The organism is Pedobacter sp. KBW06 (assembly GCF_003852525.1).
Classification (GTDB): Bacteria; Bacteroidota; Bacteroidia; order Sphingobacteriales; family Sphingobacteriaceae; genus Pedobacter.
This window is the reverse complement of sequence record NZ_QAJL01000004.1, coordinates 794,689-820,898: the sequence shown is the minus strand read 5'-3', so window position 1 is coordinate 820,898 and position 26,210 is coordinate 794,689. Positions and strand designations below refer to the sequence as shown.

The 26,210-nt window shown below is 40.5% G+C and carries 22 protein-coding genes; 7 read left to right on the top strand and 15 right to left on the bottom strand.

The window, feature by feature from the left end; translation table 11 throughout:
• Window positions 1-29: 29 nt before the first annotated feature.
• From ftsH to DBR43_RS25725, 4 genes are all read left to right on the top strand, one after another.
• Window positions 30-2,120: an ATP-dependent zinc metalloprotease FtsH gene (gene ftsH, locus DBR43_RS25740; RefSeq protein ID WP_124586187.1), complete on the top strand. Its 2,091-nt coding sequence runs from the start codon at window positions 30-32 to the stop codon at window positions 2,118-2,120.
• Between the two features lie 57 nt (window positions 2,121-2,177).
• Window positions 2,178-2,822: a lactate utilization protein C gene (locus tag DBR43_RS25735; protein ID WP_124586186.1), complete on the top strand. Its 645-nt coding sequence runs from the start codon at window positions 2,178-2,180 to the stop codon at window positions 2,820-2,822.
• Between the two features lie 66 nt (window positions 2,823-2,888).
• On the top strand, window positions 2,889-3,971 hold the full coding sequence (locus DBR43_RS25730) for a 3-oxoacyl-ACP synthase III family protein (protein WP_124586185.1): 1,083 nt from the start codon (window positions 2,889-2,891) through the stop codon (window positions 3,969-3,971).
• Window positions 3,972-4,053: 82 nt separating this feature from the next.
• Window positions 4,054-4,893 carry a hypothetical protein gene (locus DBR43_RS25725; RefSeq protein ID WP_124586184.1) on the top strand — a complete coding sequence of 280 codons (840 nt, stop codon included), beginning with the start codon at window positions 4,054-4,056 and terminating at the stop codon, window positions 4,891-4,893.
• Here the strand turns inward: DBR43_RS25725 and DBR43_RS25720 are convergent, their stop codons facing one another.
• From DBR43_RS25720 to DBR43_RS25700, 5 genes are all read right to left on the bottom strand, one after another.
• A complete protein-coding gene (locus tag DBR43_RS25720; protein WP_124586183.1) occupies window positions 4,894-6,390 on the bottom strand; it encodes a tetratricopeptide repeat protein in 1,497 nt (498 codons plus the stop codon).
• A 138-nt stretch (window positions 6,391-6,528) separates the two neighbouring features.
• Entirely contained in the window at window positions 6,529-7,272 is a 744-nt protein-coding gene (locus DBR43_RS25715; protein WP_074611442.1) for a zinc ribbon domain-containing protein, read from the bottom strand.
• The gene (locus tag DBR43_RS25710; protein ID WP_124586182.1) at window positions 7,272-8,369 is read right to left on the bottom strand and encodes a Nif3-like dinuclear metal center hexameric protein; all 1,098 of its coding nucleotides are present in this window, start codon (window positions 8,367-8,369) and stop codon (window positions 7,272-7,274) included. Before DBR43_RS25710 ends, DBR43_RS25715 begins: the two co-directional genes overlap by 1 nt.
• 113 nt (window positions 8,370-8,482) lie before the next feature.
• Entirely contained in the window at window positions 8,483-8,842 is a 360-nt protein-coding gene (locus DBR43_RS25705; RefSeq protein WP_083362030.1) for a TM2 domain-containing protein, read from the bottom strand.
• Complete coding sequence (locus DBR43_RS25700; RefSeq protein WP_124586181.1) at window positions 8,835-9,161, bottom strand: DUF2752 domain-containing protein; 327 nt, start codon at window positions 9,159-9,161, stop codon at window positions 8,835-8,837. Before DBR43_RS25700 ends, DBR43_RS25705 begins: the two co-directional genes overlap by 8 nt.
• 114 nt (window positions 9,162-9,275) lie before the next feature.
• Here DBR43_RS25700 and mfd point away from each other — a divergent pair, with 114 nt between their 5' ends.
• Together mfd and DBR43_RS25690 are read left to right on the top strand one after the other, a co-directional pair.
• Window positions 9,276-12,617 (top strand): transcription-repair coupling factor, encoded by a 3,342-nt coding sequence (gene mfd / locus DBR43_RS25695; protein WP_124586180.1) that lies wholly within the window; start codon window positions 9,276-9,278, stop codon window positions 12,615-12,617.
• A gap of 14 nt (window positions 12,618-12,631) precedes the next feature.
• Window positions 12,632-12,844, top strand: a complete 213-nt coding sequence (locus tag DBR43_RS25690) for a DUF3820 family protein (RefSeq protein WP_199757139.1) — start codon at window positions 12,632-12,634, stop codon at window positions 12,842-12,844.
• A gap of 403 nt (window positions 12,845-13,247) precedes the next feature.
• Here DBR43_RS25690 and DBR43_RS25685 read toward each other — a convergent pair whose 3' ends face one another.
• The 10 genes from DBR43_RS25685 to DBR43_RS25640 all read right to left on the bottom strand — a co-directional run bounded on the left by DBR43_RS25685 (window position 13,248) and on the right by DBR43_RS25640 (window position 25,136).
• On the bottom strand, window positions 13,248-14,561 hold the full coding sequence (locus DBR43_RS25685; protein ID WP_124586178.1) for a DUF4302 domain-containing protein: 1,314 nt from the start codon (window positions 14,559-14,561) through the stop codon (window positions 13,248-13,250).
• Window positions 14,562-14,583: 22 nt separating this feature from the next.
• Window positions 14,584-15,981 (bottom strand): putative zinc-binding metallopeptidase, encoded by a 1,398-nt coding sequence (locus DBR43_RS25680; RefSeq protein WP_124586177.1) that lies wholly within the window; start codon window positions 15,979-15,981, stop codon window positions 14,584-14,586.
• 18 nt (window positions 15,982-15,999) lie between these two features.
• On the bottom strand, window positions 16,000-17,445 hold the full coding sequence (locus DBR43_RS25675) for a RagB/SusD family nutrient uptake outer membrane protein (protein ID WP_124586176.1): 1,446 nt from the start codon (window positions 17,443-17,445) through the stop codon (window positions 16,000-16,002).
• A 21-nt stretch (window positions 17,446-17,466) separates the two neighbouring features.
• On the bottom strand, window positions 17,467-21,087 hold the full coding sequence (locus DBR43_RS25670; RefSeq protein WP_124586175.1) for a SusC/RagA family TonB-linked outer membrane protein: 3,621 nt from the start codon (window positions 21,085-21,087) through the stop codon (window positions 17,467-17,469).
• A gap of 32 nt (window positions 21,088-21,119) precedes the next feature.
• Window positions 21,120-22,100, bottom strand: a complete 981-nt coding sequence (locus tag DBR43_RS25665; RefSeq protein ID WP_124586173.1) for a FecR family protein — start codon at window positions 22,098-22,100, stop codon at window positions 21,120-21,122.
• Between the two features lie 103 nt (window positions 22,101-22,203).
• A complete protein-coding gene (locus tag DBR43_RS25660) occupies window positions 22,204-22,473 on the bottom strand; it encodes a hypothetical protein (RefSeq protein WP_124586171.1) in 270 nt (89 codons plus the stop codon).
• Between the two features lie 72 nt (window positions 22,474-22,545).
• Window positions 22,546-23,139 (bottom strand): RNA polymerase sigma-70 factor, encoded by a 594-nt coding sequence (locus tag DBR43_RS25655; protein ID WP_124586169.1) that lies wholly within the window; start codon window positions 23,137-23,139, stop codon window positions 22,546-22,548.
• A gap of 55 nt (window positions 23,140-23,194) precedes the next feature.
• Window positions 23,195-24,004: a phosphatidate cytidylyltransferase gene (locus tag DBR43_RS25650; protein ID WP_124586167.1), complete on the bottom strand. Its 810-nt coding sequence runs from the start codon at window positions 24,002-24,004 to the stop codon at window positions 23,195-23,197.
• A 15-nt stretch (window positions 24,005-24,019) separates the two neighbouring features.
• Complete coding sequence (locus DBR43_RS25645; RefSeq protein ID WP_124586165.1) at window positions 24,020-24,229, bottom strand: putative signal transducing protein; 210 nt, start codon at window positions 24,227-24,229, stop codon at window positions 24,020-24,022.
• Window positions 24,201-25,136 (bottom strand): CPBP family intramembrane glutamic endopeptidase, encoded by a 936-nt coding sequence (locus DBR43_RS25640; protein ID WP_124586164.1) that lies wholly within the window; start codon window positions 25,134-25,136, stop codon window positions 24,201-24,203. The genes DBR43_RS25645 and DBR43_RS25640 overlap by 29 nt, the downstream gene beginning before the upstream one ends.
• A 53-nt stretch (window positions 25,137-25,189) precedes the next feature.
• On the opposite strand from DBR43_RS25640, the gene dusB reads away from it, so the two are divergent.
• A complete protein-coding gene (gene dusB / locus DBR43_RS25635) occupies window positions 25,190-26,197 on the top strand; it encodes a tRNA dihydrouridine synthase DusB (RefSeq protein WP_124586162.1) in 1,008 nt (335 codons plus the stop codon).
• Window positions 26,198-26,210 lie beyond the last annotated feature (13 nt).

Sequence of the window (26,210 nt, the reverse complement as noted above, 5' to 3'; positions counted from 1 at the left end):
TCATTTACACAAAACATTTTTGACTCAAGATGAAAGAGAACCCAAATACAAAGCCTAAATTAATTAAGAGAATCCCGAATATCCCAAAGAAACCTCAAAAAGGGTCTAAATTCAATATCTTTTGGGTTTATGCGGCTATTATTCTAGGGTTGATTTTATTGCAATTCTTATTTAGCGCAGATACGACTAAAGACGTTACTTACCGTACTTTCGAAACTCAGATGCTTTTACCTGGTGATGTTGAAAAACTGGTCGCCTATAAGCACGAAGATCTGGTAAAGGTGGAGGTCTACATTAAAAAAGACAGACTCAACACAGAGAAATACAAAAAATACATCAGCAAGAATAACTTTGGTACTGCTAACGGGCCTGCCGTATACTTCACTTCGGGCTCCATGGATGCCTTAGATACTCAATTGAGAGAGTCTCAGAAAAATCTGCCTCCGGACCAACAGATTCTTGCAGAGAAAGAAACCAGACAAAGTACATTCAACTCCTGGTTCTTTACCGTAATTATCCCGGTATTGTTATTTATCGGATTCTGGATCTTCATTATGCGCCGCATGGGTGGTGGCGCCGGTGGTGGTGGTGGTCAGATCTTCAATATTGGAAAATCTAAAGCAACACTTTTTGATAAAGAAAGTCAGGTAAATGTGACCTTCAATGATGTTGCAGGACTTGAAGAAGCCAAACAAGAGGTAATGGAGATCGTCGATTTCCTTAAAAATCCTAAAAAATATACCAATCTGGGAGGTAAAATCCCTAAAGGCGCATTATTGGTTGGTTCACCAGGTACAGGTAAAACCTTATTGGCAAAAGCTGTTGCCGGTGAAGCTCAGGTTCCTTTCTTCTCTTTATCCGGTTCAGACTTCGTGGAGATGTTTGTTGGGGTAGGAGCATCACGTGTACGTGATTTATTTAAACAAGCCAAAGATAAAGCACCATGTATCATCTTTATTGATGAGGTGGATGCGATTGGTCGTGCCAGAGGAAAAAACAGTATGATGGGCGGAAATGACGAACGTGAAAACACCCTGAATCAGCTATTGGTGGAGATGGATGGATTTGGTACAGATTCAGGAATTATCATTCTTGCTGCAACAAACCGTCCGGATGTATTAGACTCTGCATTACTTAGACCAGGTCGTTTTGACAGACAGATCTCTATCGACAAGCCAGATTTGGTAGGTCGTGAACAGATCTTCAAAGTGCATTTGAAACCAATCAAAACGGATGAAGTTGTGGATGCCAAAAAACTATCTGCACAGACTCCTGGTTTTGCCGGTGCCGAAATTGCCAACGTTTGTAACGAAGCCGCATTAATTGCCGCCAGACGCAATAAGGAATCTGTAGATATGCAGGATTTCCAGGATGCAATTGACCGTGTGATCGGTGGATTAGAAAAGAAAAATAAAATCATCTCTCCGGAAGAGAAAAGAATAGTTGCCTACCATGAAGCAGGCCACGCCATCGCAGGCTGGTTCCTTGAACATGCAGATCCTTTGGTAAAAGTATCCATTGTTCCCCGTGGTGTTGCAGCATTGGGATATGCTCAATACCTTCCTAAAGAACAATTCTTATACACTACAGAGCAGTTGACAGACGGCATGTGTATGACCATGGGCGGAAGAGTTGCTGAGGACATTGTTTTTGGCAAAATCTCGACTGGTGCTCAAAATGATTTAGAGCGTATTACCAAGCTTTCTTATGCAATGGTAACGATCTATGGAATGAACAATACCATTGGTAACGTGTCTTTCCATGATCCTCAGAATGAATATAATTTCAACAAGCCTTATTCTGAAAAAACATCAGAACTGATTGATATAGAAGTTCGTAAACTGGTAGAAGAAGTTTACATCAGAACGAAACAACTCTTAACTGATAAAAGAGATGGCTTAGAGAAACTAGCTCAGAAACTATTGGAAAAAGAGATCTTATTCCAGGCAGATCTGGAAGAGATTTTAGGCAAACGTCCTTTTGATAACCGCACCACTTACGATGAATTTGTAAATGGAACAGGCGATCAAAAACCTGCTGCCGAAGGGTTATTACACAATGGTATTGGTGAAGCAACTGATATTGCTGCTCCAACCAGCCCTGCTCAAACAGAATCTTAAACCCATTTTCGATGAGCAGTCTACTTAAATTCAAGTGGACTGCTCATTCTTTTTTTTATGCAAGAAAACAGATCTTCTAAGGAATTAATGCTAAAAAAGATAAGGAAAGCCCTTTTAGAAAAGCGCGACAATCCCTATCCTAATCTGGAAGATACTCCGCTATATCCAAAAAGCGATGAAATGCCGGAAATCATGTTCGCAGAAGAACTGACTGCTGTTTCCGGTAATTTTATTTACTGCGAAAACGGGCTGGAATTCATCGAAAACATTTTACAACTGGCAGAGAAATTCAACTGGAGAAAGATCTACTGCTGGGAGCCGGAATTACAGCGGCTCTTATCTGAGTACGAATTCCCTTTTTACCAGACAGACAAAGACTTTGAACTGGCAGAAGTAGGAATCACCCTTTGTGAAGCTTTGATTGCACGTAATGGCTCCATAATGGTTTCTAATGAAAATGCGGCCGGAAGAAGACTTAGTATCTTTCCGCATCACCACATTGTAATTGCGAGAACCGGACAGCTCGTTCTCGATCTAAAGGATGCTTTCAAACTCATCAAAAACAAATATGGAGATCAGCTCCCTTCGATGATCAGCACGATCACAGGCCCAAGCAGAACCGCCGATATTGAAAAAACACTGGTACTCGGCGCACACGGACCTAAAGAATTATTTGTATTTTTAATCGACGATTTTTCTTAATCGTTTTATTTTTCAATTAATTAATCCTAATTTTATACTGTACACCAAATCAGTATACGGTTCAAAATGGGCGAAAAAAGAAACATACATTCAGTTATTATAGGTACTGGCAGTTATATTCCAGAAAATATCATCTCAGGTGACGCCTTTTTAAACTCTACATTTTACGACAACGGAGTAGCCCTTGACAAGGACATTCGTGAAATCATCAATAAATTTACGGAGATCACAGAGATCAAAGAAAGACGTTATATTGATGATCATTTATCCAGCAGCGACATGGCGGCCATTGCTGCACAGCGCGCGGTTGATCATGCAGGAATAGACAAGGAAAGCCTCGATCACATTATATTCTGCCACAATTTCGGAGATGTCAAACTCGGAAGCAACAGGATGGATATTCTTCCTGCCCTTGCCGCTAAAGTGAAACAAATGCTTCAGATTGAAAATCCGGATTGTGTTGCTTACGATCTGATATTTGGATGTCCGGGTTGGGTACAGGGAGCCATTCAGGCCAATTATCTGATTCAAAGCGGAGATGCCTCAAGAGTAATGGTGATCGGAGCGGAAACCCTTTCAAGAATCACCGATGCTCACGACAGAGATACGATGATCTTTTCAGATGGCGCCGCTGCAGTAATTTTTGAAGCGAAATCCTCAGCAGAAGACCTTGGGATCATTGCCCATAAAACGCAAACTTATGCGGTTAATTTTGGCTCATTGCTAACGATGGGGAAAAGCAATAATCCTGCTGAAACCAACGGCAATATGTATCTAAAGATGAATGGCCGTAAACTCTATGAATTTGCCGTTACAAACGTCCCTCAGGTTGTCAAAAAAGCAATTGATAAAGCAGAAATAGATATAAAAGACATCAAAATTGTCTTCATTCACCAGGCAAATGGGAAAATGGACCATGCCATCATGAAGCGTCTGTTTAAACTATACGATATTGACACTGTTCCTGACAATCTGGTACCCATGTCTATTTGCTGGCTTGGAAACAGCTCTGTGGCCACTGTACCGACCTTACTTGACCTGGTTTGGAAGGGAAATGTAAACGGATATCAGATCAATAAAGGAGATTATGCAGTATTTGCATCCGTAGGTGCAGGAATGCACATCAATGCATTTGTCTACCGCTTTTAACGCAAATAATTTTTAGAAACAAACCAAAACATACGTCTTTTTCATTAAATTTGATTAGCACACCAATCAAATCAATGAGGCTATGAGAAAAATATTTCCGTTTTTAATTGCAATAGTATCGTTCAGCTCTTGCTCAAGATATTATGTCAGCACCTTAGAAAGCTCAAACACCCTCAAAAATGAGGCTACCGGAGAGTTCAAATTTGAGAACGATACACTTGCAATCACCTATAATTTTCATGGCGTTAATGCACCAATCAGCATTGAGCTTTACAATAAGCTCAATGAACCCCTATACGTTAACTGGCAAAAGTCGGCCTTGATAAAAGGGGATAGGGCAACCAGTTATTCAGGAAAGCAAATGACGTTCAATGCTAAACTGTCTGGAAGCTCCCTGGGAGGCTTTGAGCATTTTAATGGCCTGGAAACGACTGATTATAACGCGAAAATTTCGGGTGCTGCAACTTTACCGGAAGAAATCAGCTTCATTCCTCCAAAATCCCGCATTACAAAGGTCCCGCTGACACTAGCTCAAATTGACTATAAAGCCATTTCCGATACCTTATACCAGCGTTCTTATATTGCACTGACCGGTAGGCCAGGGGTATGGGCGAAAGAGGCAAGCTTTAATTCACAAAACAGCCCGCTGAATTTCAAAAGCTATTTAACGCTTTATACACAAAACCAAAACGAACAGCATAACTTCTCTCTACGTCAGGATTTTTATATTTCCAATCTAATTAAAACAGGTGCAAATCCAAAAGTAATGACAGCCATGGAGCGTAAACCTGGCAATATCTTCTATTATTCGGAAGCAACCGGATATGGCAAAGCAATGACCGGAGTCGGGATCGGTGCCCTTGTAGCAGGTGCTGCCGCTGCAGATCTGAGCCTGAATAAAGACGAAAAGAAGGGGAATTAACTATTTTATACGATTTAATCCTGCTTTAGCCTGAGTCTCAATACTACTTTCATACTCGTGATTTTTCATTTGGATAGCGGTATTGAAACTCGCTTTAGCTTTGGGGTAATTCTTCTGCCGCTCATAAATCTTCCCCATTTGCAAAGCGGAGTTTGCAGCAAAGTAATATTTCAACGTCTTCCCTGCATCTATCGCGAGCTGATAATTGGATAAAGCAACCCCATCTTTGCCTAATTCATCATTGATCCTGCCCAAACGATAATAATACTCTGTCCGGTCCCGTCCTACAGCATAGTCGCCCTCTTTCTTGTCTGACAAGATTTCCAGACCTTTACCGTAATAACCTCCATCAAATAAAAGCCGGGCTTTTAACAACGAGACATCCGGCACAGGAGAATTGGCTTCGTTCAAAGCCTGCTTATCTTTTTCCTGATAAGTATAACCCGCAGTTTTGACCTTGGCTATAAACGCAGAATAAGCTCCCGTGTCGCCCTTTAACAAAGAAGACCAAGCTAAGTACAAGTTTGCGTCTTTAATGTAATTCACGCCCTTATTATGCTGTAAAAACCGATTAAAATAAGTAGCTGCTGAGTAATCCAGTTTATTGAGCATTGCCTTTCCCAATAGTAGGTCCAGATAGGGGAAAGGCTCATAATAACTTCCGGAAGGTCTGTTTAATAAAATCTGAATGGCTTCGCCATTGTGTCCGGTCTTCGCACAAACGGAGGCTTGCAGGTATGCTTTCAGCAAACTGCTATCCGCAATTCGTCCGGTATACTTCATCGTTTTCTGGTAGGCGCTTGGGCTATGGGCAATGTCGTTCAAGACAAAGACATAGTAAAAGATCACCTCTTCGTAAAACGGCTCATAGGTTGATTTAGGTAAGTTTTCTGCCAGATTATCCAGCATATTCATGCCGGTTTGCAAGTTTCCCCGGATTCCGAATGTCGCCAATGTACTTTTAAGCATTCCGTCAGGCAGATTACCAAGGAAAGCATTGATCACTCCCAGGCCTTTAGCATTCAGATGGAAAGCAGGAAATTTTTTAACGTTGTCCTGCAACAGGCCATTTGCCTTTTTTATCTCTCTTGCAGCTGTAAAATACTCCCCATAGCGCCCTCTGATCAACGCCCATTGCAAATTGATTTCAGCCTGTGCATACAAATAGTAAGGGGAACTTTTATCATCTCCTTCCACCTGATCCAGCCGCTTTGACTTGTTTTCTTTTAATTTATCAAAATCAGCCTTGCTTTCGGTGGTCAGTAAATGAAAATAATCGATATAGTTCTCCAGTAAAGGAATAATCGAATTATTGGGGTTTACTTTCTTTTCATTTGCGATCAGCGCCTTTGCTGTAGTCAACTTTAACTCGAAAATGTTCTGATAAGCCCTCAGGCAATTCGCATTGAAATCAAAATTGGCAAAAAGTGAAAAGGGAGAGGTCAGGAAGAGCGCGAGAAAAATATATTTGGCACAAGAAAAATTTCTTTTAGACATAAGGTATCAAATCGGTCTGATCAATGATTAAAAAAACATAACGCAAGTTACCTAAGTATGTTTTAAAGAATGAAAAAAAACAGGCATAAAAAAAGGCCGGATAAAAATACCGGCCTCTTTCTATATAAGCTCATTTTGTTATGCAGGAACAACTTCCAATGTAAGGGCCTCATCCACAAGGATTCTTCCACAGTGCTCACAAACAATGATTTTTTTACGTTGACGAATGTCAAGCTGACGTTGAGGTGGGATCTGGTTGAAACATCCAGAACATGAATCACGATCAATCGTTACGACTGCCAATCCGTTATTTGCATTTCCTCTTAATCTGTTGTAAGCTGTTAAAAGCCTTTCTTCGATTAGTGTTTCTGCTTTTTCAGATTTTTTAGCCAATGCCTGCTCTTCTTTTTCCGTTTCAGAAGTAATGGTTTGCAGTTCTCCTCTTTTGATATCAAGGTCTTTTCTTCTTGATTCTAAATCGGCAAGTGCTTTTTCATAAACCTCATTTTTAGTCACAATATCAAACCCAAACTCTCTGATTTTTTTCTCGCAAACCTGGATTTCAAGCGTTTGTATTTCTACCTCTTTAGTTAAGGCATCATACTCACGGTTGTTTTTAACATCTTTTAACTGGGTCTCATATTTTTTGATCAAGTTCTGAGCTTCTTTGATCATATTTTTACGTGTTACAATGGCATCTTCAGTATCATCCAATTCGCCTTTGAATTTTTGTATACGTGTTTCCAGGCCGGCAACCTCGTCCTCTAAATCGGCAACTTCCATTGGTAACTCACCACGTATTTGACGTATTTTATCGATCTTAGTATGCAGGGTTTGTAATTCGTATAAAGCTTTTAGCTTTTGCTCTACAGTTTGTTCCATTAAATGAAATAATTTATGGGGTTTGTGTTATGCTCCGTTAAACGGATTGCAAAGTTAGGAAATTTTTCTTGAATAATATCTATCAACAAATCAGATGTAAATTGTTCACTTTCAAAGTGTCCGATATCTGCAATGACTAATTTTTCATCAGCATCAAAAAACTCATGGTATTTAAAATCCGCTGTAACAAAGGCATCGGCTCCCGCAGCAATTGCTTCTTTCAGTAAAAAGCTTCCGGATCCTCCACAAACTGCAACTTTACGGATTTTTTTTGGCAACAGCCTGGTGTGTCTGATGACCACCGCATCCATTCTGTCTTTCACGAGGTTAAGAAATGCACGGCCCTCTATTCCTTCTTCCAGCCAGCCAATCATTCCTGCGCCAACTGTGTCCAGTTTATTTTCCAGAGGGTAGATGTCATAGGCCACCTCTTCGTAAGGATGGTTTTCCAGTAAGGCCAGCAAAATTTTTCTTTCATCCTGAACGGTAAATACCGTTTCAATCCTGATTTCCTGTTCATGATGGCGCAATCCCTGTTCTCCGACATAGGGATCCGTATCTTCATTTCCATTAAAGGTACCCGTTCCGTTTGCATTAAAACTGCACTCGCTATAGTTTCCAATCTCACCCGCTCCTGCAGCAAACAGCGCATTTCTAAGCTCTTCCGCATGGGCAACAGGGCAAAATGTAACCAGTTTCTTCAGCAAAGCGCTTTTTGGGCTAAGTATTTTCGCGTTTTTAAGGCCCAGCCTTTTTGCGATTACCCCATTAACTCCATGCTTTACATGATCCAGGTTCGTATGAATCGCATACAAGGCAATGTTATTTTTAATGGCTTTCAGCACGACCCGTTCTACGTAGGTTTTTCCTGTAATCTTTTTAAGCCCCTTAAAGACAATAGGATGATGTGTAATGATCAAATTGCAGTTCTGTTCAATGGCTTCATCTACAATTGCTTCTGTGCAATCCAATGCAACCAGGGCAGCATGAACTTCCATTTCCGGCTCGCCGATCAGCAAACCTGAATTATCATAATCTTCCTGATAGTTCAGCGGAGCAAATGCCTCCAGGTGTTTTATTAAAACGGATAACCTCATAAGTTGTAAATTTACGATTTGAATGACAGAAATTAAAATTATAATAAATCTGTCCTGAATTCATAAAAAAAGCCGGTACAAATACTTGCACCGGCTTTTCTCTAAAAATAGTTCTATTGAAGGTTTCCCATTTTTACCATTTGCAGACTTTCAAAAACCATTCTCTGGTTGTATTCGAAAGCCAGGGTTTTGTGGTTGATCAAATCGATGATCGTTCCTATAAAGCATAAGCCTACAGTAAAGAAATACAAAACACCCATTCCAATTTGATTGACAAGGAAACGAGGCAATCCAGGAACAAAAAAGCCCAGGATACAGTACAAGACCATATCATCCGGATTTCTTCTTTTACTTCCATAAATCATTAAAAATCCTCTCAACTGTTGTTCACTAAATCCGGTAGTTGCAGTCTGCAAGTACGAATATTCCTGGGGTGTGATACCCGGCAATGACATAAATGGTGAATCAAACATATCTTTTCTCCTTATATTTTAATTTTCTGTTATTAATTATTATTCTGTTAACCAGTTCTATTATTCGATGAACAATGATCATCAGCGCTGGAATTCCGAACCAATGTTGTTCCAGGCTTTCCCTGATGTTTCCATGGAACAATTGTGTGATTGCTCTTCCAATTCCACATCCCGGACACCAGTCAAATCCCATATTTGCCAGTGGACAAAGCGTAAAGTGATGAATATGCCCATGTTTTTCCGGCGCTGCAGCTGCCAGCAATACCAGGGCTGTGATCCAAAAGATCAATTCAACAGGTATACGGTGTAGCATTTTCATCTATAGGCTTTGTTCTATCCTGAACCACCGCGGTTCCAATATCCTTTTTTATTTTAGATTGATTAATAGGTACTTTGTTACATTTATGCTCATCATAAATCTTACCTTTGCATAGTGAACATCCGCGACCTGATTAACAACTACAAAACAGATGAGCGCATTGTCGCATTAGCAAAAGCCCTTAATGCGGGCAAAGGTAACAAACTTCAGCTAAAAGGTTTAGTTGGTTCTGCTGATGCAACAATTGCCATAGCTACTTATTTCCTGTTACACAAACCTCAATTGTTTATTCTCCCGGATCGGGAAGAGGCCTCTTATTTCATGGCCGACCTGGAGAGTATGCTCGATAAAGAAGTTTTACTTTTCCCTTCTTCCTTCCGGAAAGCCTTTGAATTTACACAGGTAGATACGGCTAATGTTCTTGCAAGAGCCGAAGTACTGAATGAGCTGAATCACAATTCAGAATACGGAAAGATTGTGGTCACCTATCCTGAGGCCCTGGCAGAGAAGGTCATCAACAGGAGCATGTTGGAAAAAAACACCCTGGAAATTGGCATTAATGCAAAACTGGGAATTGATTTTATCAATGAATTCCTGATCGACTATGCCTTTGAACGAACGGAGTTTGTCTACGAACCTGGTCAGTTTTCTATCAGGGGAGGAATCGTCGATATTTTCTCTTTCTCCCACGACCTGCCATACCGGATCGAGTTTTTCGGAGATATTGTAGAAAGTATCCGCACCTTCGAAATTGAAAGCCAGCTTTCTGTTGAAGATGTAAAAAATCTGACCATCATCCCGAATGTGCAATCAAAATACCTGACAGAAAGCAATATCAATCTGTTAGATTATATCGAAAAGGATACCCAGCTTTGGTTTAAAGATGTAGAATCCTGCTTCGACATTGTTAAAGCCGGTTATAAAAAAGCCGTAGAGCTCTGGAGGGCACTTCCTGCAAAAGAAAAACAGGAAAACCAAGACTGGATAGACCCTAAATTTGCCTTCACGGATGAGAAAATGCTGGCAGACATGGTCCATGATTTTGCGCTTATAGAATTCGGAAAACAGTTTTTCTATAAAACAGATCATGTTTTTTCTTTCGAAACCAAGCCTCAGCCTTCATTTAACAAAGATTTCAGCCTTCTCATTCACAACTTAAAGGAGAATGAGAAACAGGGCATCCACAATTATATTTTTAGCTCCTCAGCAAAACAAACCGAGCGACTATATGCCATTTTAGAGGACATTGATAAAACAGCAAAATTTACTCCGGTCAACATCCCGCTGAGAGAAGGTTTTCTGGATGCGCAGCAGCAGGTGGCTTTTTATACGGACCATCAGATTTTCGACCGTTTTTATAAGTACAAACTGAAAAGGGGCTATCAGCGAAGCCAGGCCATTACCTTAAAAGAATTAAGAGACCTTAAACCAGGAGATTTTGTCACCCATATTGATCATGGAATCGGCAAGTATGCCGGTCTGGAAAAGGTGGAAGTGAATGGCAAAACTCAGGAAATGATCCGTCTGGTATATGCAGATAATGACCTTTTATATGTAAATATCAATTCCCTAAACCGCATTGCAAAATATAGCGGAAAGGAGGGAACTCCACCCAAAATGAATAAACTGGGCACTGAGGCCTGGGATAAGCTAAAGAAGACTACTAAAAAAAAAGTTAAAGATATCGCCCGGGACCTGATTAAGCTTTATGCTTTACGGAAAACCCAGGTAGGAACTGCATTTGATCCGGATGGTTACCTGGAAACAGAACTGGAGGCCTCTTTCATTTATGAAGATACACCGGATCAGGAAAAAGCAACCATGGATGTTAAAAGAGACATGGAAGCACCCCATCCAATGGACAGGCTCGTTTGCGGAGATGTTGGGTTTGGAAAAACGGAGATTGCCATCCGGGCTGCATTTAAAGCCGTTGCCAATGGAAAACAAGCGGCGATTCTTGTTCCCACTACCATCCTTGCCTTACAACACTTTAAGACCTTTTCAGGCCGTTTAAAAGAGTTTCCATGCAATGTCGATTACATCAACAGGTTCAAGACCAACAAACAGATCAAAGATACGCTTGCTTTGCTTGCGGAAGGAAAAGTTGACATTATCATCGGTACCCATCGCCTCCTGAGCAAAGATGTCAAGTTTAAGGACCTTGGGATCATGATCATTGATGAGGAACAAAAATTTGGTGTAACCTCGAAAGAAAAACTGAGGGTATTGAGGGCAAATGTCGATACACTGACCTTAACAGCAACCCCAATTCCAAGAACGTTACACTTCTCCCTGATGGGGGCAAGGGACCTTTCCATCATGAGCACTCCACCACCAAACAGGCAGGCAGTAAATACCGAACTTCATGTTTTTAATGACAAACTGATCCAGGAAGCGGTACAATTTGAGCTGGATAGGGGTGGACAGGTATTTTTTATCCATAACCGGGTAAATGATTTGCCGCAGCTCGGCGGACTGATACAACGGTTAGTTCCCAAAGCACGCATTGGCATTGCCCACGGCCAGCTTGATGGAGATGCGCTCGAAGATGTCATGCTGGACTTTATCAATGGAGAAAAAGATGTTCTTGTTGCCACCACCATTATTGAGGCAGGACTGGACATTCCCAATGCCAATACCATCATCATCAACCACGCCCATATGTTTGGACTGAGTGACCTGCACCAGATGCGTGGCAGGGTAGGACGCTCCAACAAAAAGGCTTTCTGCTACCTGTTGAGCCCTCCGCTATCCACCCTGACTTCCGAAGCCAGAAAAAGGCTTAGTGCGATAGAAGAGTTTTCAGACCTTGGGAGCGGCTTTAACATCGCGATGAGGGATTTAGACATCCGGGGGAGTGGAAACCTCTTAGGAGCCGAGCAAAGTGGCTTCATTGCCGAAATAGGCTTCGAGATGTATCATAAAATTCTGGACGAAGCCATTCAGGAGCTGAAAGAAGATGAATTCAAGGATTTATTCAAAAATGAACCGAGCCGACCTTTTGTCACTTTCACACAGGTAGACACCGATCTTGAATTGTTTATACCGGATGATTATGTGACGAACATTACTGAGCGGTACAATCTCTATACAGAACTTTCCAAGCTGGAAAATGAAGAACAGTTGAAAACCTTCGAAAGTGCGTTGAAGGACCGCTTCGGCCCTGTTCCCAAACCTGTAAAGACCATGCTCAACGTCCTGCGTTTACAATGGGTTGCCAAAAAATTAGCTTTCGAAAAACTGAGCTTCAAAAAAGGGGTATTGAGGGGTTACTTTATCGCAGATAAACAATCCGCATTTTTTGATTCAACGATGTTCAATCAAATTTTGCACTTTGCACAAATGCATCCCCGCATCTGCAACCTGAAAGAGGTAAAAAACTCTTTACGCATTGCTTTTGAAAACCTGAATACTGTAGATGAAGCTGTGGAGATGCTGGGTATGGTTGCCAAATAAAACAATTAAAGATGATGAATCCTCAAATATTAAATGACCTGGTCACTATGCAAATGCCTTTTGGTAAGTATAAAGGCAGAATCGTGTGTGACCTTCCGGAATCATATCTCATCTGGTTTCATAATAAAGGCTTCCCTCCCGGAAAGCTTGGGGAAATGCTTGCAACTTTATATGAGATCAAATTAAATGGCCTGGAATACTTATTACAACCCTTAAAAAGAAAATAAAAAATATTAAGGGAAAACATCAATCTTAATAAGAATCATTATTTTCGGAAACACTTCCGGTCAGGAGGTGTAAATCTTCAGTTGAGCCCTCCCGTTTTTCCTTTTAAACCGGAACCACTCTTCTATATCTGGTGTCGTATCTGAGTCGGTATGCCTTCGGACTCAGTCCACCCTAAGTCCACGGTAAGTCCACAGTGAGTCCACCTTTTTTCACATAAACCTGGACTCAGTGTGGATTGAACCTGTAGTTGATGTGGGCTAAGCACCGGCAAGAACCGGATCCACCCCTGACGGAAGTTAACCTAAAATTAAAGCCTATAAAAAAAAGCTGCCTCATTTCGAGACAGCTTCCACTTTTTATTTTGTTTTTTATTTGAAAAGAACCCTTTTCCTTACCTGACGATTATTTAATCAGATTTCCATAGAAGAAGGAAGCATTATCCGTTGTACTGTACAGTCCACCATAAGCTCCTCCTGAGGCAGGATTTGCCACCCAGTCCAGTTTAAATTTAGCATTACTGAAATAATTGGTTATTGGTGTAAGTGCAGGCCCTACTGTTGCCCCGTTTCCATCTGTGGTCAGATAAGTGAAGCTGTATACCCCATTGGCATCCTTAGTGAAGCTGTAAGTCATTACACTCAGTAATGTTGAACCCGCAGCATTGCGATAGCTATAGGTCAGGGACATTGTATTGTCAATATTCAGTTTCAAAGTAGCCTTATCCAGGATCCTTCCTCCAGGCATTGCTGCCCTTGCAGCAACCAGTTTATCGTTAAAATCCGAAGACAGACCAGCCGTTACATTAGCCACATTATATTCGATCTGAGAATAGTCTTTTAAAGGACCAAACAAAGGAGCTAAAGGCAACACAGGAACGGTTGCATTCAACACATTACTACGCTTTCCACCCACATTGACATAATACTGCTTCGCATCCGTATCCCAAAACAGGTCTCTAATCGTTGTCGTTCCGTAAGTTAAGGGTACACTTAAAGAAATCCCGTTCAGTACAAAAGCAAAAGCTGCGCTCGAGACCTTACTTGCCCCCTTTTCATCAATATAACTTAAGGTCAGCTTTTTCGATGCGACATCCATTGTAACTGAAACTTTCATATCGACTCCGGAAACCAGGTAAGGGAATTTATTTGCCGACAGGAAAGCAGTATTCGCATCCATCATTGTTTTAATTCCACCAGCATTAAATGCTGTTGCTTCTGCAGCAGTAGCCTTCACCATAAACATTGGGTTACCATTTACGATTCCCAACATTTTAAGCGTATCACTAACTTTCTCAATAAAAGCGAATTCAAAATCAGAGGTCAGACCTTTGCCATTGGTTCCTCCGTTGATACTGCCATTTGGATCTGAAGGCAAATGGATATAGTTGTAAGTATCAAATATCAGCGTTGGAAACTGCAGTGCTTTTAAGCGGTAAGTGCTTTCCTGAAGCGTTACCGCAGCGGAAGCATTAAAATCTGAGAGCATTTTTACCTTTCCGTTTGCATCAAACTTAATGTAAAAGGAAAAGCCTTTCCCAAGCTTGGGGTAGATCGTCGCTTTCCAACCGTTTTCAGCAGCAATAAGTTCTGCCTGATGCTCAGAAAGTGTAGCAGCCAGCCTGGTATCAGGATCTTCAAAAATCGGTTTTTCGTCCTTCTTACACCCGGAAATGAATCCTGCAGCCAATAGAACTATGTATAATAAGAATTTTTTCATATCTGTTTTTTTTAATGCGCCATTAATATTTCGTTACCCCTAAGCTTCCGGAGAAGAAAGAATTGGCATCTGAAGTTTTAGTTAATTGTCCATATTCCAGGAAATCAGCATCATAACGCCAGCTTACCGCAAAGCTACCCGTGGTCAAATAATTTGTTAAAGCGATGATCCCGGGAGCAAGCGTTGTTCCATTGCCGTCTCTTCTCACATAAGTCAGGGTCATGTTGCGGTTGGCATCATAGGCCACTTTATAGACAAAATGAGCCAATGAAGGTGTGGTTCCACTGGTGTAATTTACCCTCAGTACCAATTCTCCTGCCTTAGGGTAAAAGAAAAGCACAAAATTGTTCAATACCCTGCTTGTGCTGGATATCGCTGCAACTCCCGCTTTTGCAGTAGTCCAGGTAGTCATAAAGCTGGCAGAGATTCCCTCGGATTTGTCCGGATCAACGTTCAGCGACGTAAATTGTCTGCCGTTACCAAATAAAGTAGCCAGGTTTGTTGGTGCATTTTCAGCAAGTGCATAATTTGTACGGTTTCTCAATCTCGCAAAGTCAATAGAAAAAGCCTGTTTAAAATAAGTAATTACGCTTTGTTCCTTTTTACGGATTGCAGCCTGTGCAGTTGCATTGGGCATTTCCCGTTGAATGATAAAAGGTGGATTTGCCGGATCAGGAATAGAATCTATCTTCGGCAGTACAATGCTGTTCACTTTCGCATCGTAGGCGGCTTTTCCATCAGTCAGCATTACAGAAGTCATTTCTGCATAGTCTTCTCCAGGAGCTGCCTGCGCATACTGTGTAATAAATCCGGCTGCGTTTGCATTTGCAAGCGTGGTATTGTTCCAGTCGGCGGTATAACCACTAGGCGTAATCCGTTCAAACTCCTTTGCATAGCTAACTGTCTGATTTAAAATATGCGTAAATTCATGATGAATGGTTTTTAATACAGGTTTAATGATATTACGGTCTGTTTTTACAAAATTATTAATGTTAAACAAGGTCACCTTATTTCCCCCTTCGGCTTCTCCAAGGGTAACTGTTCCACCTGAGTTATATTGCAAACTGCCCACCAGTAAATATTGTCTTGGTGCGAACTGTTTGATAAAATCTGCTCCTGCTTCAGCGGTGTACACATCAATCCATCCTGCCTTTACAATTTCCATTGTCGGCTGAACTTTTTCTGCTCTTGGTGGAACCAGTGTTTTAGAGATATCACTTTGCTCCGAACCATCCCAACGGTATTTTACCTCTATATTAAAGGGTTTCGTAAAGGTATCGGCAAGCCAGCTATCTAAGACATCCTGCTTCCATTTATCTCCTCCCAGACCAACTATTTTCCGGTCCAGATTTTCGGATTTTTTACAAGACAACACGGTTAACATCATACCGGCAGTCAATAATATATTTAATTTCTTCATTACAAATTAGTTAATAGATTAACGTGGGTTTAAAGCCACACCGGATAAGGTTACTTCAGGAGGCAATTGGAATAGCCTTCTCGGGTCATTTGCTGCCAGCTCTCTTACAGTGCCGTCCAGATCAATATGAGTTACAGGAATATTCAAACGTTTAAGGTCCAGCCAACGGATTCCCTCATGAACAAATTCTGCACGTTTGATATCCAATACAGCTTTTAAATAGGCTTGCTGTGTATCTGTAGTACTTGCCAGATAATAGTTCTTTATTTTAGCTTCAGTAAGGTTATGTGTTGCCGGGCTGTAGCCGTTTACGCGCACACTGATCAGGCTGTTCATGTCGTCGAGAGCAGCGGTATAATTCCCTTTCATGACATAAGCCTCAGCCCTGTTCATCAATACTTCTTCGGTAGTTAGCAAGGGTACCATTGCATAATAAGTCCCTGTCGTCGCATTGATCGTGGTACGCACAAAATGCGCATAAAATTTATTCACATAATAAAACGTACTGCTGTTAGAATACTTTCTAAAACTGGAAAAGGAGACCCCAAGAGGTGCTGTAACGCTGTTTAACTTTACCTGAGACATCGAATAACGTGTATTGTAGTAGTTATTCGCAATCCTGGAAACGGTTTCGCCGATCAATAAGTTTCCAGGGTTTGTTGCCGCAGTAAACTGAATCCTCGTTTCAGTTGCATCCAAACTTGCATAAGAAAACCATGGTCTTACATTAGTTACAAAATCATTGGAAGGAAAGGCCTCATTGGCTTCACTTATTACCTTGTCATAATCTCTCTTATTCAGGTAAAATCTGGATGCAAAGGCGTGCGCAGCCCTTTTGGTAAAGTGATAGGCCGGAGCGGTGTAAGCATCAGAAATCATCGGTAAACCTTCTTTAAGGTCTTTCTCAATCTGCTCGTAAACGTAAGCAACGGTTTTACGTTCGTAATTTTTCAGGACTACTTTTTCTGGTTCCGTCACATATGGGATTCCAGGATCTGAACCCGAAGTTGCCGGATCGTAGGCCTTAGAATAATAACTCACCAACATAAAATGCGCATAAGCCCTTGCCACCAGTGCTTCTCCTTTTTGAGCGCGGTAGGCCTCTGGATTTTTAGCTTTATCACAAGCATCAAGCGCTTGATTTGCCGCAGCAATGGCAGAATAGCATGCTCCCCAGTAATAATTCGGAGAATCCTGAGAGATATCTTCCGGGTCTGTCCAGAAATATCCGCCAATATTTATATTATTTGCCGCACCGGAAATGCTGTTGTCTATTGGATTATCAGACATAGATTCACTTAGCAGGAACAAATTTGCCCTTGGATAGGCGGTAACCAGCAACTCTGAAACTTTCTCCGGCGTATTTAATGTGGTACGCTGATCCGGCACATGCTCCAGGTATTTTTTACATCCTGTGAAAATGAAAATCACAGAAAGGATAAGATATATATTATATTTTTTCATTGTAATGCGATTTAATAAGGGTTAAATACCAACTTTTAAGGATAGTGTGATTTGTTTCGGAACCGGCATCGCCACTCCACCTGAAGTAAAGAACTCCGGATCCTGTCCTTTTAATTTCTTATCTGCATAGATCAGCCATAGGTTATTTCCTACCAGAGATAGTGATAAGTTATTGCCTCCGATAGATTTGATCCATTTAGAAGGCAGGTTATAAGCTAAGGAAACGGTTTTTAAGCGTACAAAAGATCCATCAACTACGCGATCCGACGAATAGTTATATGCCGTATAAGGGTATTTGCCATTCAGTGCATTTCTGGTCAGATAATCGGCAATAGAAGGTACATTTGTTGCGTTCTGATCCAATGGAAGCGTCCACCTGTTAAGGAATTCCCTTGGCAGGGCATCGTCATCTGAATAACCGCTTGAGAATGCATTGTTCAGACGGATTTTATTTCCTGCCTGATAAGAAACGAAGATATTTAAAGTCAATCCTTTATAGCTGAAATTATTCATGAGACCTCCTGTGATCGTTGGATCTACAGAACCTTCATATTTCAGGTAACCGGTGTTTGCACTTTGTACATAAACGCTATTGCTCACCTCACCATTCTCATTCACAAAAGTAGGTACACCTATTGCATCTAAAGCCTTGAAATCAATAGAATACAGTCCTCTTACTGCACCACCAAGCTTAGGTCCACCTTCAGGCACGATCAGGTCGTAAATGCGTGGTGAGCTTTTCAGGTTAACAATTTTGTTTTTGTTGAATCCGAAGGTCAGGTTCGTTCTCCAGTTAAAGTCTCCCTTTTTCAGAACTGGTCCACCTAAAGTGATCTCCACACCATGGGAGTTCATATCGGCATAGTTGGCCAGTTTGGTCGTTTCGCCACCAATTCCTGAGGTACGGATAGAACTGATCAGGTCAAAACCCTTACGGTTATAATAATCGACACTCAGGTTGATTCTATCTCCAAATAAGCCCAAATCAAGACCTACGTTCGCTTCGTATTGTTTCTCCCATGTCAATTCTGAATTTTCTAAATCACTGATTACGATTCTAGGCTCAACTTCTGACAATACAGGGCGTAGTGCAGATCCGTTTTGAAGTACAACGGAAGAGTTTGTAGCACTTCCCATACTGGCTGTTAATCCATAACCTCCCCTTATTTTTAAATAAGAGATCTGTGGTATTTTCTTAATAAACTCTTCCTGATCGGCATTCCATGCAGCACTTGTTGTCCAGGTAGGCAACCACCTTGCAACCGCAGATTCTCCCAGTCTGTTAGACCCATCGTAACGTCCTGTTGCACTGAAAACATATTTACCATCATAAGAATAAGTTCCGTTGATAAAAAAGGAAGCATACCTGTCGTACAACTCATTCATTCCATAATAGTTGAAGTTTCCTTCCAGTGTTTGTTTAATGATGCGGTAGTCGATAAACGGAACTCCTCCTTTATCATACTGATAACCATAACCATTGCTAAAACTGTTCTTACGGTCCGTAAATTTAATTTCCTGTCCTGCTAAAGCACTGATGATGTGTTTTTTATTGATTTCCTTTTTCCAGTCCAGCTGATTTCTGACATAAAAGTTAATCAGGTTATCATCATTACGGTTGTAGAAACCTCCCTGAGGCAATACAATCTGTTTGTCAATATCTTCAGGATGGCTTGGATCTTTATATAAAAAGTCGTTTTTGTTTCTGATGGTATTGGTTGGTGCAAAGCGATAGGCATTTGCCATATTTGAATACTCCGTAACGCGGTGTTCACGGGTAGTTTTTACATAGCGTAAAGCACCCAGGGTTTTAAAATTAAAATCTTTTGCAATTTTATATCCCAGTTCGGCCTGCAGCTTCATGTCCAACAGGTCCAGTCGGATGGAATTGTTATCCTGTTCCTGAATGATGTTAAAAGGGGCAAAGTTCTTTGGAAAGAAATCAAGATCTCCATTCTCATCATAGGCAGTTAATGCCCTGCTTGTATTTAAAGCATAGCTAAAGGGGTTAATGTCAAAGGATCTCGTATATTTTCCCTCTACTACATTGCTCGTTCTTCCCAGCGTTCCCGGTGCATTTTGCTGTCTGAGAGAGCCCGTTGCAACAACACCTAAAGTTACTTTATCAGACAAGACATAGTCATTACGCAGGTTCATCGTATAACGCTTTACCTTATCGGCAATAGACCATCCGTTATCATTGTAAAATCCGGAAGAGAAATAGCTTCTCGCCGTTTCTGTTCCTGAAGAAATACTGACAGAGTGTTCCTGAACAAGAGAATTTTTAAACAAAATATCAAACCAGTCTGTATTCGCACCAACAAATTGCTGCAAATATGCTTCCCTGGCTTCTGTTGTATTCTGTAAGCCAAACTGACCAGATGTTTTATCATAACCTTTGATCATCTTCCACATTTTGGTATAGACCCCACCATCTGCATTATTAGCGATACTGATTCCCAAACCACCTTTTCTGGCAATCTCTGAGTTAACCGACATCTGGTCGGCAGAGTTCATGATGTTATAAGTATCATAAGTTGGTTTTAAAAAAGTAGAGAAGTTTCCGGTATAAGAAACCACGGCTTTACCGACCCGACCCTTTTTAGTGGTGATCACCACCACACCGTTCATCGCTCTTGCACCATATAAAGCAGTTGCAGAAGCATCTTTTAAAATGTTGAAGGTTTCGATATCATCCGCATTGATTCCTGCAAGAGAAGAGCCGATCAGCGTAGAAGCATCTCCACTTGAGAGCTGATCGTTGGAGATATTGACTACATCTTCCAATACCACCCCATCTACTACAAAAAGCGGCTTGTTTTCTCCGGAGATGGAGGTCGCCCCACGAACCCTGATTTTTGGTGCTGAACCAAATGTTCCGGATACATTCTGCACAGAAACACCGGCAACTTTACCTTCCAGCATTCTGGTCACATCGATTACACCGTCCTGCTTTACGTCTGTCCCCTTAATACTCGTCGCAGAACCTGTAAATAGCTTTTTATTGATGGTCTGGTAACCGGTAACGACCACTTCGTTCAGCTTGTTCTGGTCTTCCTCCAGCACAATGTTGAATGAGGTTTTTCCTGCGCTTACCTGAGCTTCTTCTGTTTTATAGCCGATATAAGAGAAGACCAGTACTGCGCCTTCTTTAACGTTAATGCTAAATTCACCGTTTCCATTTGTAGAAACCCCGTTCTTGGTGCCTTTCTCCTGGATATTGATTCCGGCCACAGCTTCTGAGCTGCTATTTCCAAGTTTTAACTTTACCGTTCCCTTAACGGTAACTTGTTGGATTTTTGGTGTCACAACTCCGGTCTTTACCAGTTTGCTGAGGATTACTTTCCTTCCGGTGATGTAATAAGCAATTCCACTTGGCTCCAATTGTTTCAATGCCTGGTCGATTGACTTATGCTCGGTATTTACATCAACACTTACATTTTTATTTACTTCTGAGGCATCGTAAACAAAATTAACTTTGTACTGCTTTTCGAGTCTTTTGAGCAGAAATTCCAATGTTTCCATCTTCAACTGCATCTCTCTAAAGGCAAAAACTGGCGATGAATTGAGTAAAATCAACATGGCTAACAGCCAGCTGATTCCATTCCATCCCCTTCTTCTTTTGTAGAAGTTTTTAATCATAATTTAAAATTTAGGTTGGTTAATTGATTCTTTTATTGCTTGATTACTATTTGATTGTCGTGGTGTTCTATGCTGATTTTGTAGGTTATTTTTAAAGCATCAAGCACATCTTTCAGCGGGTCATTTCTGAAGTTTGCATTTAACTTTCTGATATTGGATATTTTCCCTTTAATGGTGATTTTAACGTCATATTGCTTTTCAATAAGCGCACACACTTCAGGCAGAGTTGCATCTACAAAGTTGAGTTCTCTGTATAGCCAGTTGGAATTGGTTTGTCTGTCCAGATCAATGTATTTCTTTACGATCCCTGTTTTTTGATCGTATCTGATTCCCATGTCTTTTTCCAGAATATGACTGGTTGCATTCTCCCGGCTTTCAAAACTCACTTTCCCTGTTTTAACCTCCACAGCAATTGTGCTGTCTATATTCTGGATATTAAAAGTGGTTCCGAGTACCTGAATTTTCGATTTATTGACAAATACCCTGAACGGATGGGCTGCGTCTTTAGTAATGTTGAAGAAAGCCTCTCCTTTCATCAGGAAAAACTCCCTTTTCTCTTTACTAAACTGTGAGGAATATTTTATTTGAGTGTTTTTATTTAGATACACTTTAGAGCCGTCTGCGAGCATAAGTGAATCTCTTTGCCCCAATGTACTCTTAAAGGTGTAAACCTCTGTCTGAAGAGATTTATAAGTCCATAAACCGAGAATTGCGAAGGCCAATACAGCTGCGGCAGATTTCCACCACAATCCAACAACTTTAACCTTTGGTTTCTCTTCGTATATTTTAGCCTCCAATCTTGTAGTAAAGGCCGATACCGCCTCTTCTATATCTCTTCCGCTATAGGTTTCTTCAATATGTGCAGATTGCTCCCAAATCTTTCTGATGGCCTGGTATTCTTCTTCGTTACGCTGATCCAATGCTCTCCAGGTTTTTAATTCTTCCTGCAAAGAGAGATTTTCAGGGTTACTTAAAGCGTTTGTGATAAGAAAGTAGTCATCTTGATGTTCCATGCCTTTTTTTAGACATAGACACGACTAAAATAAAATACCCTTGCTTCTGATCAATCTTTTTTTTAATTGATTAGAAACAAGGGTATGGAAATCCTGGTTAATTCTAGGAAATAAAGAAAAAGGATACAATAATGCCCATCGAAAGGGCACCTGAAATAATCATCTGTAAGGAGTTTCTGCTTTCTTTCCTGATCAGGCGGTAAGCCGCTGAAGCAAGTATACTTCCCTGTAAAATGATCATTGGAATGGTGAAAAGCTCCAAAAAACCGTTAAGGAAATTGGAATTCAGCATAGCCGGTACTCCGATAAAAAGGATTACAAAATAAATGCCGGACAAAATGGCTGCTACGAGTATTCTTTTATCTGAAAACATAAATTATAGTTTAATTTTAGAGTAGCAACAAGACTTTAAGTTAGAGATTTTTTAGATTTCATAAGAAATTTACTAATTTCCGAAAGCCCAATTGAGGTAACTGATCAGCAGAATTAGTCCCAAAAGATGGTTTCTTAGGATTTTAAGTGCTTTCACCATATGTCCTTCCACCGTTTTTTCTGAAATATTGAGTTCTTCTGCAATTTTTCGATACTTCATGCCCTGGTACCTGCTCATTTTAAATACAGTCTTACATTGTGAAGGTAAGGTTTCAACTGCTTTGGCAATCTTCATTTTGAGCTCCTCTTCTTCCAGAAAATTTTCTACAAAATGAGATCTGGATACTTTTGACAGCTGGTCATAATGTTTACTTTGTGTCTTTTGATTTCTTAGTTTATTTAAAGATTCGTTCGCGACAGAACGGTACAGGTATTTTTCAAATTCACTGATCAAATGAAACTTATCTTCATTTTCCCATAGCCTTAAAAAAACATCCTGAATCACTTCCTCTGCAAGATATTCATCTCTTACTACCTTTAAAGCTGTCATAAACAATCTTTTAAAATAATGGCGGTAAAGTTGACTAAATACAGTTACGCTATTTTCCCTGTTTTCCCTAAAAAAATTATCTTCTATCAATAAAGCGATAGTATCCCCGCCATCCATAATGCAATTATACCAGAAATCTGATTATAATTATATTATTTTTATCCTCAATTCCTTAATACAAAATCAGATACAGATATGCGTAAACGACAGGTGCAGCAATTAACAGACCGTCAAAGCGGTCAAGAAAGCCTCCGTGTCCGGGTAAAATATTTCCGGAATCCTTTGCATTAAGACTACGTTTAAGCATAGATTCTACCAGATCTCCCAATGTTCCAAAACTGGAAATCAGGATAGCCATTCCCCCCCATGCCCATACAGGAAGTTCGGTAAAAAACAACGACAATACATAAGCAACGACCAGGCTGGTAAACATGCCACCAAAAAAGCCTTCCCATGATTTTTTAGGAGAATGACGCTCAAATAAGCGTGTCTTTCCAAACTTGGAACCAAAAAGATAAGCTCCGGTATCATTGGCCCAAAGCATCAGCATAAAAGCGAGGGGCAAATGAAAACTGTATTCTGCAGCATGCCCGATAAAGCCGAGGGAATAAAAGAAACAAAAGGGCACTGTTACATACATAAAGCCCGCAAAAGTATATGAGATATTTGCAAATGGGATCGTCTCTTTTTTATACAGTTCACTAATAAATACGGAAAAAATCAGCGGAACCAAAAGCAACATAAATTTAGTTTCAAACTGCAAAAAATGATACCCTGCAGTCATCATAAAGATCAGTGTTGCTGCAATCAACGCGATATTCCGGTGCGGCCGGATTCCCGCCGTTTTAATTAGCTTAAAGAACTCCAGCAAAGCACCCAGGCTCAGCAGCAAATAAAATATAGAAAAGACGTAAGGCCCAAGAAACATGGATCCTAACATCACAATAGTAAAAAAGAAAGCGGTAATTGCTCTGGTCTTCATGAAAGTAAGGTGTTTTTATGCAATATTATTTTCCCTGATATAAGCTTCCGCTTTTTCTATATTATCAGGATGGACTAAAATATGAACTATTCCGAAAGTTTGATAAGAAGAGTCCCGCTGGTTCATTACCACCGCTGCAATATCGCTCTCAATTAATCCTTGTTTCAATATTTCCGCAGTATAAGCATCTTCGGTGCTAAATACCTTTATCCAATTGTTCTTCATCGGCTTTTAATGTTTTATTTTTTAAAAAATTGAATAACAAAACGGTTAAGACCACACTAATGATATAACCATACCATTGAAAATGGGCTGTTTTATCTGAATCCGACAAAGGTATATTGTTTTTTTGCATATACCATGCTGCGGTCACGGCATAAGCATTATTTAAAAAGTGAGCAAAAATGGAATACCAAAGGCTCCTGGTCCAGAAATAAATGTACCCAAATCCTGCACCCAGTAAAAAGCGGGGCAAAAATCCATAAAACTGAACGTGTATGGCACTAAAAACAAATGCAGAAAGCCAGATGGCAACATGGGGATTGCTAAATATTCTTCCCAATGATCGTTGTATCGCTCCTCTGAACATCAATTCTTCACAGACAGCAGGTAAAATACCAATCAAAACAATATTAATCAGATATATGCCAATATGATCCATTTTTAAAAGCGCTTCAGTGGTAACCATAGCCCCGTCTTCCTTGCTTTTCATCCATTCTTCTATAGATTTCAGGAATTCCGGCAATACCATTTTCTGGTTAAGCTGCATGCTAAATTCCATGAGCGGCATAGAAACCGCCATCAGGCCTGTGATTAGCAATAATAATGTCACTTTTGGGGTTCTGAAATCATAAAAATCTGTCGCTTTTTTTCCTTCTCCCAAAGCCAGAAATAGAGCAGGAACCAGGAACAATCCCATCTGTTGTAAGGAAATCAGCACCCGGTTTACTGTTACAAAGTTTGGATTATCAGCCTCCAGCCACTTGTAATTCATAAATTCACCATACATAAAATAAAAAGCCAGCATGCTAAGTATTAAAGTAATAACTACTCCTGCAATCGCATATATACCAAGGCTAAGTAATTGTAAGTAAGGACTTTTTTCAGCTCTTTCGCTTTCTGTCAAATTCATTATTTGTAATATTTGTACCTTTGTCCTTTGAATTTTGGTTTGAAGATAGAAAAATGTCTGTAAAGATAGGAAATATTGATCTGGGAGCTTTCCCTTTATTGCTTGCACCGATGGAAGATGTAAGTGATCCCCCTTTCCGTTTTGTTTGTAAACAAAGCGGGGTGGATATGATGTATACTGAGTTTATCTCTTCTGAGGGATTGATCCGGGATGCGGCAAAAAGCAGGGCTAAACTGGATATTTTTGAATATGAACGCCCGATAGGTATTCAGATCTTTGGAAGTGAGATTGACCACATGCGTGAAGCTACAGAGATCGCTACCATGGCCGGGCCTGATCTGATGGACATTAATTATGGTTGTCCTGTTAAGAATGTAGCTTGCCGGGGTGCAGGTTCTGCACTATTACAGGATATCGATAAAATGGTAAAGATGACCGAAGCGGTGGTTAAGGCAACACATTTACCTGTTACCGTTAAAACCCGCCTGGGCTGGGACGATACCACCAAAAACATCGAAGAAGTAGCCGAACGTTTACAGGACATCGGAATTCAGGCACTGACCATTCATGGCAGAACCCGGGCTCAATTGTACAAAGGGGCAGCAGACTGGACTTTGATTCGCGAAATCAAAAGAAATCCAAGAATAAAAATTCCTATTTTCGGAAATGGGGATGTCGACAGCATTCAAAAAGCAGCAGATTGGCGCTTAGAGTATGAAGTAGACGGAATTATGATCGGAAGAGCTGCCATTGGCTATCCATGGATCTTCAGAGAGATCAGACACTTTTTCAATACCGGTGAAATCCTGGCAGGACCAACTGTAGAAGAGCGTGTTACGGTATGTCGTACCCATTTTGAGAAATCTATTGCCTGGAAAGGACCTAAGGTAGGTGTATTTGAAATGAGACGCCATTATGCAAATTACTTTAAAGGCCTTCCTGATTTTAAACACTATAGAATGTTACTGGTAAAAGAAGATAACATTGAAATTATTCACAGTATATTAGACGAAGTGGCAGACAAATATCAGCATATTTATCCCGATGGGGAAATGGCTTGATTTTTGAAAAACA

Bases quoted from the DNA above. Each gene is read 5' to 3' on its own strand.
- ftsH (WP_124586187.1), top strand. From the start codon at position 30: ATGAAAGAGAACCCAAATACAAAGCCTAAATTAATTAAGAGAATCCCG.
- DBR43_RS25735 (WP_124586186.1), top strand. From the start codon at position 2,178: ATGCAAGAAAACAGATCTTCTAAGGAATTAATGCTAAAAAAGATAAGG.
- DBR43_RS25730 (WP_124586185.1), top strand. From the start codon at position 2,889: ATGGGCGAAAAAAGAAACATACATTCAGTTATTATAGGTACTGGCAGT.
- DBR43_RS25725 (WP_124586184.1), top strand. From the start codon at position 4,054: ATGAGAAAAATATTTCCGTTTTTAATTGCAATAGTATCGTTCAGCTCT.
- DBR43_RS25720 (WP_124586183.1), bottom strand. From the start codon at position 6,390: ATGTCTAAAAGAAATTTTTCTTGTGCCAAATATATTTTTCTCGCGCTC.
- DBR43_RS25715 (WP_074611442.1), bottom strand. From the start codon at position 7,272: ATGGAACAAACTGTAGAGCAAAAGCTAAAAGCTTTATACGAATTACAA.
- DBR43_RS25710 (WP_124586182.1), bottom strand. From the start codon at position 8,369: ATGAGGTTATCCGTTTTAATAAAACACCTGGAGGCATTTGCTCCGCTG.
- DBR43_RS25705 (WP_083362030.1), bottom strand. From the start codon at position 8,842: ATGTTTGATTCACCATTTATGTCATTGCCGGGTATCACACCCCAGGAA.
- DBR43_RS25700 (WP_124586181.1), bottom strand. From the start codon at position 9,161: ATGAAAATGCTACACCGTATACCTGTTGAATTGATCTTTTGGATCACA.
- DBR43_RS25690 (WP_199757139.1), top strand. From the start codon at position 12,632: ATGAATCCTCAAATATTAAATGACCTGGTCACTATGCAAATGCCTTTT.
- DBR43_RS25685 (WP_124586178.1), bottom strand. From the start codon at position 14,561: ATGAAAAAATTCTTATTATACATAGTTCTATTGGCTGCAGGATTCATT.
- DBR43_RS25680 (WP_124586177.1), bottom strand. From the start codon at position 15,981: ATGAAGAAATTAAATATATTATTGACTGCCGGTATGATGTTAACCGTG.
- DBR43_RS25675 (WP_124586176.1), bottom strand. From the start codon at position 17,445: ATGAAAAAATATAATATATATCTTATCCTTTCTGTGATTTTCATTTTC.
- DBR43_RS25670 (WP_124586175.1), bottom strand. From the start codon at position 21,087: ATGATTAAAAACTTCTACAAAAGAAGAAGGGGATGGAATGGAATCAGC.
- DBR43_RS25665 (WP_124586173.1), bottom strand. From the start codon at position 22,100: ATGGAACATCAAGATGACTACTTTCTTATCACAAACGCTTTAAGTAAC.
- DBR43_RS25660 (WP_124586171.1), bottom strand. From the start codon at position 22,473: ATGTTTTCAGATAAAAGAATACTCGTAGCAGCCATTTTGTCCGGCATT.
- DBR43_RS25655 (WP_124586169.1), bottom strand. From the start codon at position 23,139: ATGGATGGCGGGGATACTATCGCTTTATTGATAGAAGATAATTTTTTT.
- DBR43_RS25650 (WP_124586167.1), bottom strand. From the start codon at position 24,004: ATGAAGACCAGAGCAATTACCGCTTTCTTTTTTACTATTGTGATGTTA.
- DBR43_RS25645 (WP_124586165.1), bottom strand. From the start codon at position 24,229: ATGAAGAACAATTGGATAAAGGTATTTAGCACCGAAGATGCTTATACT.
- DBR43_RS25640 (WP_124586164.1), bottom strand. From the start codon at position 25,136: ATGAATTTGACAGAAAGCGAAAGAGCTGAAAAAAGTCCTTACTTACAA.
- dusB (WP_124586162.1), top strand. From the start codon at position 25,190: ATGTCTGTAAAGATAGGAAATATTGATCTGGGAGCTTTCCCTTTATTG.